This is a genomic window from Dictyoglomus sp. DH (assembly GCF_055181375.1).
Genome location: NZ_CM143706.1, coordinates 1,252,806 through 1,264,862 on the forward strand (window position 1 = coordinate 1,252,806; position 12,057 = coordinate 1,264,862).

12 protein-coding genes and 1 tRNA gene are annotated in these 12,057 nt (G+C 32.6%); all 13 read left to right on the plus strand.

Annotation, left to right across the window (positions count from 1 at the left end):
• Nucleotides 1-2 precede the first annotated feature (2 nt).
• The 13 genes from plsY to ACY3JJ_RS06205 all read left to right on the plus strand — a co-directional run bounded on the left by plsY (nt 3) and on the right by ACY3JJ_RS06205 (nt 12,026).
• Nucleotides 3-608, plus strand: coding sequence for a glycerol-3-phosphate 1-O-acyltransferase PlsY (plsY, locus tag ACY3JJ_RS06145; RefSeq protein ID WP_463082068.1), 606 nt, complete (start codon nt 3-5; stop codon nt 606-608).
• Nucleotides 590-1,630 (plus strand): NAD(P)H-dependent glycerol-3-phosphate dehydrogenase, encoded by a 1,041-nt coding sequence (locus tag ACY3JJ_RS06150; protein WP_463091252.1) that lies wholly within the window; start codon nt 590-592, stop codon nt 1,628-1,630. Before plsY ends, ACY3JJ_RS06150 begins: the two co-directional genes overlap by 19 nt.
• A gap of 59 nt (nt 1,631-1,689) precedes the next feature.
• The gene (gene recA / locus ACY3JJ_RS06155) at nt 1,690-2,757 is read left to right on the plus strand and encodes a recombinase RecA (protein ID WP_463082066.1); all 1,068 of its coding nucleotides are present in this window, start codon (nt 1,690-1,692) and stop codon (nt 2,755-2,757) included.
• A 61-nt stretch (nt 2,758-2,818) separates the two neighbouring features.
• Nucleotides 2,819-2,906: transfer RNA gene (locus tag ACY3JJ_RS06160), tRNA-Leu, on the plus strand.
• Between the two features lie 75 nt (nt 2,907-2,981).
• A complete protein-coding gene (locus tag ACY3JJ_RS06165; RefSeq protein ID WP_463091253.1) occupies nt 2,982-3,968 on the plus strand; it encodes an ABC transporter ATP-binding protein in 987 nt (328 codons plus the stop codon).
• Entirely contained in the window at nt 3,965-4,954 is a 990-nt protein-coding gene (locus ACY3JJ_RS06170; RefSeq protein ID WP_463091254.1) for an ABC transporter ATP-binding protein, read from the plus strand. Before ACY3JJ_RS06165 ends, ACY3JJ_RS06170 begins: the two co-directional genes overlap by 4 nt.
• Before the next feature lies 1 nt (nt 4,955).
• Nucleotides 4,956-5,258 (plus strand): Asp-tRNA(Asn)/Glu-tRNA(Gln) amidotransferase subunit GatC, encoded by a 303-nt coding sequence (gene gatC, locus ACY3JJ_RS06175; RefSeq protein ID WP_463091255.1) that lies wholly within the window; start codon nt 4,956-4,958, stop codon nt 5,256-5,258.
• Between the two features lie 5 nt (nt 5,259-5,263).
• Nucleotides 5,264-6,712 (plus strand): Asp-tRNA(Asn)/Glu-tRNA(Gln) amidotransferase subunit GatA, encoded by a 1,449-nt coding sequence (gene gatA, locus ACY3JJ_RS06180; RefSeq protein WP_463091256.1) that lies wholly within the window; start codon nt 5,264-5,266, stop codon nt 6,710-6,712.
• 2 nt (nt 6,713-6,714) lie between these two features.
• Nucleotides 6,715-8,160: an Asp-tRNA(Asn)/Glu-tRNA(Gln) amidotransferase subunit GatB gene (gene gatB / locus ACY3JJ_RS06185; RefSeq protein WP_463091257.1), complete on the plus strand. Its 1,446-nt coding sequence runs from the start codon at nt 6,715-6,717 to the stop codon at nt 8,158-8,160.
• On the plus strand, nt 8,157-9,845 hold the full coding sequence (locus ACY3JJ_RS06190; RefSeq protein WP_463091258.1) for a GspE/PulE family protein: 1,689 nt from the start codon (nt 8,157-8,159) through the stop codon (nt 9,843-9,845). The genes gatB and ACY3JJ_RS06190 overlap by 4 nt, the downstream gene beginning before the upstream one ends.
• Nucleotide 9,846: 1 nt before the next feature.
• The gene (locus tag ACY3JJ_RS06195) at nt 9,847-11,049 is read left to right on the plus strand and encodes a type II secretion system F family protein (RefSeq protein ID WP_463091259.1); all 1,203 of its coding nucleotides are present in this window, start codon (nt 9,847-9,849) and stop codon (nt 11,047-11,049) included.
• Nucleotides 11,050-11,124: 75 nt separating this feature from the next.
• Nucleotides 11,125-11,517 (plus strand): type II secretion system protein, encoded by a 393-nt coding sequence (locus tag ACY3JJ_RS06200; protein WP_463092591.1) that lies wholly within the window; start codon nt 11,125-11,127, stop codon nt 11,515-11,517.
• Nucleotides 11,518-11,576: 59 nt separating this feature from the next.
• Nucleotides 11,577-12,026: a hypothetical protein gene (locus tag ACY3JJ_RS06205; protein ID WP_463091260.1), complete on the plus strand. Its 450-nt coding sequence runs from the start codon at nt 11,577-11,579 to the stop codon at nt 12,024-12,026.
• Nucleotides 12,027-12,057: the final 31 nt, after the last annotated feature.

Genomic DNA, 12,057 nt, shown 5'->3' on the forward strand with positions numbered 1-12,057 from the left:
CCATGATCACAAAAATCTTATTAATGTTGATTTCTTATCTATTAGGATCTATACCTAGTGCATTAATTGTGGGTAAACTTTGGAAAGGTATAGACGTAAGAAAACATGGAAGTGGTAATTTAGGTGCTACTAATGTTCTTAGAGTGCTTGGATGGGGACCTGCTATTATTACAGCCTTAATGGATGTGGGTAAGGGAGTTTTAGCTGTATATCTTGCAACATTTATCCTTAAAAATGATCATATAGCTATTTTATTATGTGTTATCTCTGCAGTAATAGGACATTCTTTTCCTATATTTGCTGATTTTAGAGGAGGAAGAAGTGTAGGGATTTCTTTTGGTATTCTTTTTTATCTTTTCCCTAAAACCTCTTTGACTGTTCTGATAATTGCCATAATAATTGTGAGTATAACAAAATACAAATCAATAGCTTCTATAACCTCTGCTATTATTTATCCTTTTATTTTATATTCTTTAGAAAGACCAGTAATGGAATATATGATTTGTGTGGTAATCGTATGTCTTTTTATTATTTATAGACATATACCTAATATTAGGAGGCTTATAAGAGGGGAGGAACATAAAATAGATTGGAGAATAAAAAGATAAAAATTACAGTTTTTGGTGGAGGAAGTTGGGGAACCACATTAGCAGATATATTATCGGAAAAGAATTATGATGTAACTCTTTGGGTACGAGATAGCAAAAAGGCGAAAATTATAGAAGAAAAAAAAGAAAATATCTTTTATCTTCAAGGGTATAAGTTAAATCCCAATTTGAAGATTACAAGTGATATAGAATTAGCCACAAAGGATACTCTGATAGCAATTTTGAGTATTCCTGTTCAAGGCTTGAGAGATTTTATTAGATCAAATAGATATTATCTTACCCATATTCCATATTTTGTTAACACTGGAAAAGGTATAGATATAGAAACTCTTAAAAGGCCTTCTGAAATAATAATGGAAGAGCTTAATATTGAACAGGGACAAGTTGCTATTTTTTCGGGTCCAAGTTTTGCAAAAGAGGTGATGGAAAGAAAACCCTTAGCTATGGTGATTGCTTCTCCAAGTATTGTAACTGCAGAATTTCTACAAAATATTTTTAATATGGATTTTATGAGAGTATATAGAAGTGATGATATAGTAGGTGTGGAATTAGGAGGTGCTCTGAAGAACGTAATTGCAATAGCAGCTGGAATATCGGATGGTTTAAATTTTGGATATAATGCAAAAGCAAGTCTTATTACAAGAGGTTTGGCAGAAATTAATAGGTTTGCTATTTTATTTGGAGCTAATCCTTTTACTATACTCGGTCTTTCTGGACTTGGAGATTTGGTACTTACAGCTACAAGTACTTTAAGTAGAAATTGGAGGGTAGGAAAATATGTGGGAGAAGGGAAAAGTTTACAGGAGGCATTATCTGAACTTCATGGTATGGTAGCAGAAGGAGTTTATACTGTAAAATCAGTTTATAATCTTTCCCAGAAATATAATATCTATATGCCTATTACTGAAGAAGTTTATGAAGTATTGTATAGTGGAAAATCCCCTAAATCAGCTCTAATAAGTCTTTTATCAAAAGAACTAAAACACGAAATTGACGAAAATTTTCAAATTAACTTGTTATAAAAAATTACTCTTGTTATAATACTTTTAGAAACATAAAAAATTTTGAGGTGTATTAAAGTATGGAAAAAGAGAAAGCATTAGAATCAGCAATTTTTCAGATTGAGAAACAATTTGGAAAAGGCTCCATAATGAAATTAGGAAGTAATGAGAGATATGAGGTACCGGTCATACCGACTGGTATTCTTACCTTGGATTATGCTTTAGGAGTTGGAGGAGTTCCGAGAGGAAGAATTATTGAACTCTTTGGACCAGAAGGTTCTGGTAAGACAACAGTTGCCTTACAAATTATTGCTTCTGCTCAAAAACAAGGCGGAATTGCTGCTTTTATAGATGCTGAACATGCTTTTGATCCAAATTATGCAAAAAGAATAGGAGTAAATTTAGAAAATCTTCTTATCTCACAACCAGATACTGGAGAACAAGCATTAGAAATTGCTGAGATTCTTGTAAGAAGTGGCAGTGTAGATGTGATTGTCATAGATTCAGTAGCTGCTTTAGTGCCAAGAGCGGAGCTTGAGGGAGAGATGGGAGATGCCTTTATAGGTTTGCAAGCAAGACTTATGTCTCAAGCTTTGAGAAAGTTAACTGGAGTTATTAGCAAATCTAAAACTGTAGCCATATTTATCAATCAATTAAGAGAAAAAGTAGGAGTTTTCTTTGGAAATCCCGAAACTACACCTGGAGGAAGAGCTTTAAAATTCTATGCTTCAGTTCGTATTGATGTAAGGAAAGCAGAATCAATGAAAGAAGGAAGTGAGGTTACAGGAACAAAAGTAAAAGTTAAAGTTGTAAAGAACAAAGTAGCTCCTCCATTTAAAGAAGGTGAATTTGAATTAATATATGGTGAGGGAATATCAAGAGAAGGATGTATATTGGATGCTGGAGTAGAAGCAAAAGTTATTGAGAGAAGTGGTACATGGTATATATACAAAGATATAAGATTAGGGCAGGGTAGGGAAAATGCAAAAACATATCTTAAAGAGCATCCAGAACTTGCTGATGAGATAGAAAGAGAAATAAGAAAGATATGGGGTTTTGAAACTTCTCAAGTATCAGGAGAACCCAAAGAGAGTGAGAAAACAGAGACAAAAGAAGAAAAGACTACAAAAAGATCTTCTTCTAAATAACAAAATTATCTTAGAATCTTGACATCGGTTTATAGTATTTATATAATCAAAATCAAGAAATGCCGAGGTGGTGGAATTTGGCAGACACGTAGCATTGAGGGTGCTATGGGCTTACGCCCGTCCGGGTTCAAATCCCGGCCTCGGCACCAAGTTAGAATATGAAACTCTTCCCCAACACTCAGGGAAGGGTTTTATTTTAATTAGCTGACGGAGGAATCATTGTTGTGGAAGATTATTTGTTAGAGGTAAAAAATCTAAGAACATATTTTTTTACAGATGAAGGAATCGTTAAAGCAGTAGATGATGTATCCTTTGGTTTAAAAAAGGGAGAGAGTTTAGGAATTGTGGGGGAATCAGGAAGTGGTAAAAGTGTAACTGCTCTTTCTATCATGAGACTCATACAAGATCCTCCTGGAAAGATTGTTGGTGGAGAGATAATATTTAGAGGAGAAGATCTTCTTAAAAAGGAAGAAGAGGAAATGAAAGAGGTGCGCGGGAACAAAATATCTATGATATTTCAAGATCCAATGACCTCTCTCAATCCTGTTTTTACAATAGGGGATCAGATAATGGAAGCTATAATTCTACACCAAAAACTAGATAAGGTTTCAGCAAGAAAAAAAGCTATTGAGATGTTAGAACTTGTTAGAATACCGGAGGCATCTAAAAGAATTAATGAATATCCTCATCAATTTAGTGGTGGAATGAGACAAAGAGTAATGATAGCAATTGCACTATCATGTAGTCCTGAAATCCTTATAGCTGATGAGCCTACTACTGCTTTAGATGTTACAATTCAAGCTCAGATTATAGAATTAATTAAACAACTTCAAAAAGAATTAGGAATGTCTCTTATATTAATAACTCACGATATGGGAATAGTAGCAGAAACTTGTAAAAATGTGCTTGTTATGTATGCTGGGAAAGTAGTTGAGTATGCTGATGTACGTACTATCTTTAAAAAGCCATCTCATCCTTATACAATTGGACTTCTTGAATCAGTGCCAAGGCTTGATATAAGGAAAGAAAGATTGAAGGCTATAGAAGGTCAACCTCCAGATCTTGTTGCCCTTCCAAGTTATTGCTATTATGCTGAAAGGTGTCCTTATAAAACTGATAGATGTTTAGAAGAAATACCTGATTTAATTGAGGTAGAACGTGGGCATTATTCTCGCTGTTTTTATGCTAAGAGAATTGGACTGAAAGTATGAATAACTATACAGATGATTTAATTTTAGAAGTCAGAAATCTAAAAAAATATTTTCCAATAAAAAGTGGCATCGTATTTTCAAAACATGTGGGAGATGTAAAAGCTGTAGATGGAGTAAGCTTTTACATTAGAAGGGGAGAAACATTAGGTCTTGTAGGAGAATCAGGTTGTGGGAAAAGTACGGTAGCGAGAACTATTATAAGACTTTTAGATCCTACAGATGGTGAAATTATTTTCGATGGGGTAGATATATCAAAACTTCCCCATAGCGCTCTGAGAAGAATAAGAAAAGATATGCAAATTATATTCCAAGATCCATATTCATCATTAAATCCAAGAATGACTATAAGTGAAATAATAGGTGAACCGTTACAAGTTCATAAAATAGTATCTTCTTCAAAAGAGAGAGAGAAGAGGGTACAAGAGTTATTAGAACTTGTAGGTCTTGCTCCTTACCATGCAACCCGTTATCCTCATGAATTTTCTGGGGGTCAAAGGCAAAGGATTGGAATAGCAAGAGCTCTTGCATTAAATCCAAAATTTATAGTTGCTGACGAACCAACATCTGCATTGGATGTATCTATAAGATCTCAGATTATAAATTTACTTCAAGATTTACAAAAAGAATTTAAATTAACTTATTTGTTTATATCTCACGATTTAAGTGTTATAAGACATATATGTGATAGGATAGCTGTTATGTACTTAGGTAAGATTGTAGAACTTTCAGAAAATGATGATTTATATACTTCTCCACTGCATCCTTATACCCAAGCTCTCCTTTCTGCTATACCTATACCAGATCCTGAATTAGAAGAAAAAAGAAAAAAGATAGTACTTACAGGAGATATACCAAGTCCTTTAAATCCACCAACTGGTTGTAGGTTTCATACCAGATGTCCAAGCGTAATGGATGTATGTTCAAAAGTTGAGCCTGAATTAAAAGAAGTAAAACAAAATCATTTTGTGGCTTGTCATTTATATTGATATGGAAAAACAAGATTTTAAAAATCAACTAAAGAAAACTGCTCATCTGGCGAGATTATATCTAACGCCAGATGAAGAAGAATTATTTTCTCGTCAATTACAAAGTATTCTTGATTATTTTAATAAACTTCAAGAATTAGACACTACTAATGTAGAGCCAATGGCACATGTATTACCTTTGTCCAATGTGTGGAGAGAGGATGATATTAGAAAGAGTATTCCTAAGGAAGAAATTTTTATGAATGCCCCTGAAGTGGAGGAAGATGGATTTAAAATTCCTAGAATTTTAAAAAGGGAAGAATAATTAGTATGAGAACTCTTAAGGAATTAAAAGATTTATATAGTAAAAATGAGCTAAAAGTAAGGGAGTTAATAGATTTTTATCTAAAAAAGATAGAAGAATGGGAACCATTTATTCATGCTTTCCTTATAGTGCCTTATAATGAAATAGAAAAACAAATTAGTGAAATTGAGAAAAAACCTAAAAATTTACCTCTTTATGGAATTCCTATTGCTGTAAAGGATAATATACTTACAAAAAATATTAGGACTACTTGCGCTTCCAAAATTCTTGAAAATTTTACACCTCCATATGATGCTACTGTTATAAGAAGGCTTAAAGATAATGGAGCGATAATAATTGGAAAAACAAATTTAGATGAATTTGCCATGGGTTCCTCTACAGAAAATTCTGCTTTTGGTCCTACTAAAAACCCTTGGGATATTGAGAGAGTTCCAGGAGGGTCAAGTGGTGGATCTGCAGCATGTGTTTCAGCAGGAGAAGTACCTGTTTCGATAGGATCTGATACGGGTGGATCTATAAGGTTGCCTGCGTCTTTTACTGGAGTTATAGGATTAAAACCCACATATGGCCTTGTATCACGATATGGACTTGTAGCCTTTGCATCATCCTTAGATCAGATAGGACCTTTTGGTAGAAGAGTAGAGGATGTGGCTTTAATTCTTCAGGTTATTGCTGGATACGACCCCATGGATTCTACGTCTTCTCCTTATGAGATTCCAAATTATTTTGAAAACTTGGGTAAGAGCGTAAAGGGATGGAAAGTAGGATTCCCTGAAGAACTTTGGCAGAAAGGGGTTTCAGAGGAAGTTTTAAGAGTTCTTGACAAATCCTTTGATATATTCAAGGATTTAGGAGTTGAAATAATAAAGATATCTCTTCCTTCTATAGAATATGCCCTTTCAGTTTATTATATTATTGCTACCTCTGAAGCAAGTTCCAATTTGGCAAGATATGATGGAGTAAAGTATGGATATAGAGAAGAGGCAGAAGATCTTATATCAATGTATAAGAACACAAGAGGTCATGGCTTTGGAAGTGAAGTTAAAAGAAGAATAATATTGGGTACTTATGCTTTAAGTGCTGGGTATTATGATGCCTATTATTTAAAGGCAACAAAGGTAAGGAATTTAATTAGAAAAGAATTTGAGGAAGCATTCAAAAAAGTTGATATAATTGTTTCACCAACAAGTCCTATACTCCCATTTAAGTTAGGAGAGAAGATATCTGACCCTCTTCAAATGTATCTAACCGATATAATGACTATACCAGTAAACCTTGCTGGTATTCCTGCTATCTCTATGCCTGCTGGTTTCTATAATAATCTACCTGTAGGAATTCAATTCATGAGTACTTTCTTTTCAGAAAATAGACTTCTTCAGTTTGCTTATGCATATCAAGAAATGATGGATTTTTCAAGTAAATATCCAACTCTTCCTCAAAAGAGGAGGACTTAAAAATGCTAAAACCAGTAATAGGATTGGAAGTACATGCTCAGCTATCTACTGAAACTAAACTTTTTTGCTCTTGTAGTACGGATCATGAAAATGTCCCCCCAAATACTAATGTTTGCCCAATATGTATGGGGTTTCCAGGAGTCCTTCCAGTACTTAATAAAAAAGCGGTAGAATTTGCAATAAAGGCTGGTTTAGCTTTGAACTGTGAGATTTCAAATTATTCAAAGTTTGATAGAAAAAATTATTTCTATCCGGATTTACCCAAAGGATATCAAATATCTCAATATGATTTACCTTTATGCAAGAATGGTTATTTGGAAATTTTTGTGGATGGGAAAGTTAAGAAAATAAGAATAAAGAGAATTCATTTAGAGGAAGATGCTGGAAAATTATTACATATAGGGACAGGGGATAGATTATCAGAAGCCGATTATAGTCTTGTCGATTTTAATAGGGCAGGCATTCCTCTTATTGAGATTGTTACAGAACCTGATATAAATTCTCCTAAAGAAGCAAGAATATTTTTACAGGAACTAAGATTAATCTTAAGATATTTAGAAATAAGTAGCGGAGATATGGAAAAAGGTTCTCTAAGATGTGATGCTAATATTTCTATACAAACTCAGGAAGGAGTTTTAGGAACAAGAACTGAGATAAAAAATGTAAATTCTTTTTATTCCTTGGAAAAGGCTTTAGAATATGAAATTGAAAGGCAGATTGAACTTTTGAAAAATGGTGAACAAGTAATACAAGAGACAAGGCATTGGGATGAAAAAAAGCAAAAAACAGTGAGTTTAAGAGGAAAAGAAGAAGCAGAAGATTATAGATATTTTCCTGAACCTGATCTTCCCTCTTTAATCGTGACAGAGGAGATGAAGGAAAAAATAAAAAAGGAAATTCCAGTATTACCAAAGGAACTAAGAAGAAAATATTTTGCATTAGGTTTATTACCAAATGAAGTTGAGATAATTATTTCTGAAAGGGAATTAGCAGAATTTTTTGATAAGTCTCTAGTGTTATATACTAATCCCAAAAATCTTTTAAATTGGATATCTGTAGAAATCTTAAGTTATTTGAATGATAATAATATGTCCTTTAAAGATTTAAATATACTTCCTGAAAAATTTATAAAATTAATACAAATGGTAGATAAAAACGAAATAACACGTCCTGTAGCAAAGGACGTATTAAGAAAATATCTAACCACAGGTAAAGATCCAGAGAAGATAGTGGAAGAGGAAGGTTTAAAAACAGTATCTGATACTTCATATTTACAAGAGGTTATTCAAAAGGTTATATTAAATAATGAAAAAGCAGTTTCTGACTGGAAGAAGGGGAAGAAACAAGTCTTGAACTTTTTAGTAGGTCAGGTGATGAAAGAGACAAAAGGAAGAGCGAGTTTAGATGTAGTAAAAAATCTTCTTGAAGAAGAATTAAATAAATTATGAAAGACAAAAAGCCCTTAGGTGAATATCTTTTAGAATTAGGACTTATAACTAAGGAGCAATTAGAGAAAGCTCTTGAGGAACAGAAGAAAACTGGTGCTAAATTAGGACAAATACTCATTGAAAGAGGTTATGTAAAGCCCGAGGATATTGGAAAAGTATTAGAAAGACAAAGTGAAATTCCCTATATTTCTTTGTCTGAAATCCCTATTGATGAAAAATTAGCTGAATCCTTTCCAGAAAATCTTTTAAGAAAATATAAATTTATACCTATAAAAAGAGAAAGTGGGATAATACAAGTTGCTATTGTTCCTCCTATTGACCCGGTAATAGTCAATGAAATAAGAAGAATAGTAAAAGCACCAATAAGATTGTTTATTACCACTGATAAAGAGTTTAATCAGATTATGTCAAAACTTTTCCCTTTAGAGAAGAGTACCCTTTCTGCTGTTCAAGACTTTCAAAGGAGTATGCCGGTAGAAACAATAGTTGAAGCCCCTCCTGCAATAGGCGTTGAAGAAGCACCTATTGTTAGATTGGTATCTTCTATAATTAATGAAGCAATCACAAGAAATGCCAGCGATATCCATTTAGATCCCCAAGAGAAAGAGATGAAGGTAAGATATAGAATCCATGGAATTCTTTATGATATTATGAGTATTCCTAAGGAAATTCAGGATGCTGTAGTAACAAGAATAAAAGTAATATCAGGAATGGATATTGCAGAAAAGAGAAGACCACAAGATGGAAGAGCAACTTATAGATATGAAAATAAAATCTTTGATTTAAGAGTAGCTTCAGTGGGTACTATACACGGAGAAATGGTAGTTATAAGATTACTGGATAAATCAAAAGTACTTATTGAGCTTGATAGATTGGGCATGACAAATGAAGACCTTAATGTATTTGAACATCTTATAAAAAGACCTTTTGGAATGATCCTCGTGACAGGACCTACAGGAAGCGGTAAAACTACCACATTATACTCAGCTTTAAATGTTTTAAATAGACCATCAGTAAATATAATAACCTTAGAAGATCCGGTAGAATACGAACTTCCAGGAATAAATCAGATTCAGATACAACCAAAGATAGGTATAGATTTTGCTATGGGACTTAGAAATATCTTGAGACTTGATCCCAATATTATAATGGTGGGTGAAATTAGGGATTCAGAAACATTAAATACCGCTATTGAAGCTGCTCTAACGGGTCATTTGTTGTTAAGTACTTTTCATGCAAATGATTCTGTAAGTGCTGTGGCGAGATTGATACAAATGGGACTTGAACCTTTTTTAATTGCATCTTCCCTCATAGGGATAGTAGCCCAAAGATTGGTAAGGACTTTATGTTTATCTTGTAAAGAAGAATATATACCTTCATCAGAGGAAATAGAAGAGCTCGGATTAACAAAGGATGAAGGAAGAAATATAAGACTTGCGCGAGGAAAAGGTTGTTTGTTCTGTAATTATACAGGATATTCAGGAAGAACTGGAGTTTTTGAGTTATTAAAAATAACTAAGAACATAAGGACGTTAATAAATGAAAGGGCATCTATTGATGAAATTAAGGATATGGCTCTAAGAGAAGGAATGAAAACCTTACATATGAATGCAAGAGAAAAGGTATTATTAGGAATAACTACTATTGAGGAGGCACGTAGAGTAATAGCATGGGAGGAGGATTAATTTGCCCTCCTATAGATATATAGCAAGAGATCTTGAAGGAAGAAGATATAAAGGTATAATTGAAGCAACCAATGAAAGAGAAGCAAGAAGAATTCTAAAATCAAGGAAATTATATGTAGTATCCTTAAAAAAAGAATCCTCGCTATGGAAAACTTTATCCTATAAAAAGAAAGTTACTCTTCCAGAGCTTGTTTTATTCTCATCACAATTTGCAACCCTTCTAAGATCTGGTATTATTCTTACGGAATGTCTTACAACTTTATCAGCTCAAACAAACAATCCCTACTTTAGAGATGTGCTCATAGATATACGAAAGAGCGTAGATTCTGGTTTAAGCCTTTCTGATGCTCTTTCAAAATACCCAAGTGTATTTCCAAAGATATTTATAAGTTTAGTGAGAACAGGTGAGATTACAGGAAGTCTTGATATTATGTTAGAGAAACTTTCGAGTTATTTTGATGAGCAACATGAATTAAGAGAAAGAATAAGGTCAGCTACTACTTACCCTATAATAGTTATGGTTGCTGCAATCTTGGTTGTAATATTTATGCTAACTTTTGTAGTACCAACTTTCCAAAGAATATATGGTAGAACAAATGTGCCTCTTCCCCTTCCTACTCGTATTACTATTGCTTTGGGAAATTTTATAAAAAATAACATTCTTTTTATTTTTATATTTGTTTTTGCACTAATTTTAGGAATAAAACAGAGTTTAAAAAATAGAAAAGTTAAAAGATGGTGGGATGAGTTTAAACTTAATATACCTAAATTAGGAGATTTATGGAGAAAAGTATTGCTTAATAGATTCTCAAGTACATTCTATGTACTTATAACCGGTGGAATATTGATAACTCAGTCTTTGGAAATTCTTGAAGATGTGGTGGGTAACCTATATTTCTCAGAGAATTTAAGAAAAATTCTTTCTGGAATATTGGAGGGGCGAAATTTATCAGAACTTATTGATGAAAGTATATTCACCTCTCTTCTAAAACAAATGATAGCAGTAGGGGAGAGAAGTGGGAGATTAGATTCTATGCTAGAAGAATATACTAAATTTTCTCAAAGGGAAATAGAGATAGGTACAAAGAGATTGACTTCTCTTATAGAGCCAGCATTAACCATATTTTTAGGCATTGTAGTTTTATTTATTGTTATATCCATGTATCTCCCAATGTTTAATATGGTAAGACTTTTTAGAAGGTAGGAATTAATACTTGGTATATGATAAATTTGTGATATAATTTAGTAAAGAAAATAATTTTTAATTTTGGGAAAGGAGGTGAGTTATTTGAAAAATAGTAAAGGTTTCTCTTTGTTAGAGCTTTTAGTTGTAGTAGCTATTCTTGGAATTCTTATAGCTATCGCATTACCAAGATATTTTGATGCGGTAGCAGATGCCAAAAGAAATGCTCAGAGAACAAATATAGCAATAATAAGAACGAGCTTAGAATATTATAGGAACAAAAATAACACATATCCAACAGATACACAGACATTTGTTAATTTCTTAAAAGATCCTAACTACTTCTCAGAAACACCAGTATGTCCGTATAATGGGCAAACATATACTTCTCAAGGATCTGCACCTGCTACTTGGGATGAGAGTAATGCTTACATATTAGTTTATCAAGGTTCAGCAAAATCTTACACTTTATCCTATACTGCTCCGTAGTTTTGTAAATATGTTCATGCCCCGAAGCTTGTCTTCGGGGCTTTTTATAATCATAATAAATGAATAAACATTTTAATTTTTTTAAAAAAAATATAAGATCAATATTATATATTTTTCTTATATGTATTTTTCTAAATCTTTTCTATATCTTCTTTAATATATTTTATTGGCTAAGGGTACAGGCCTTCATCATTTCCCATGAGATAATAATAAATGCAAACTACGCTCTACAGCTTTCAGTTTTAAAAAATGAAAAAGTAGTCTTTGATTTTTATTACTCTTCTAAGATAAATTCTATTCAATTTTATTGGATGTATGGGGAAAAAACAAAAAAAATATATCTTTCTCCTCATCTTATTCCCTCAGGTATAAGAGCATATAGCCCAAAAGGGACTTATACTTTTTATTTTGAAAATGGAAATATATATCCAGAAGGTGAAATATCACTTTCAACATTTTTTACAAAGAGAGTTATAAAGTTTCATAAAAATGGAAAGGTGAGTTTTTAAAATTTATTGTAAAAACTTTTAAAGATTTGAT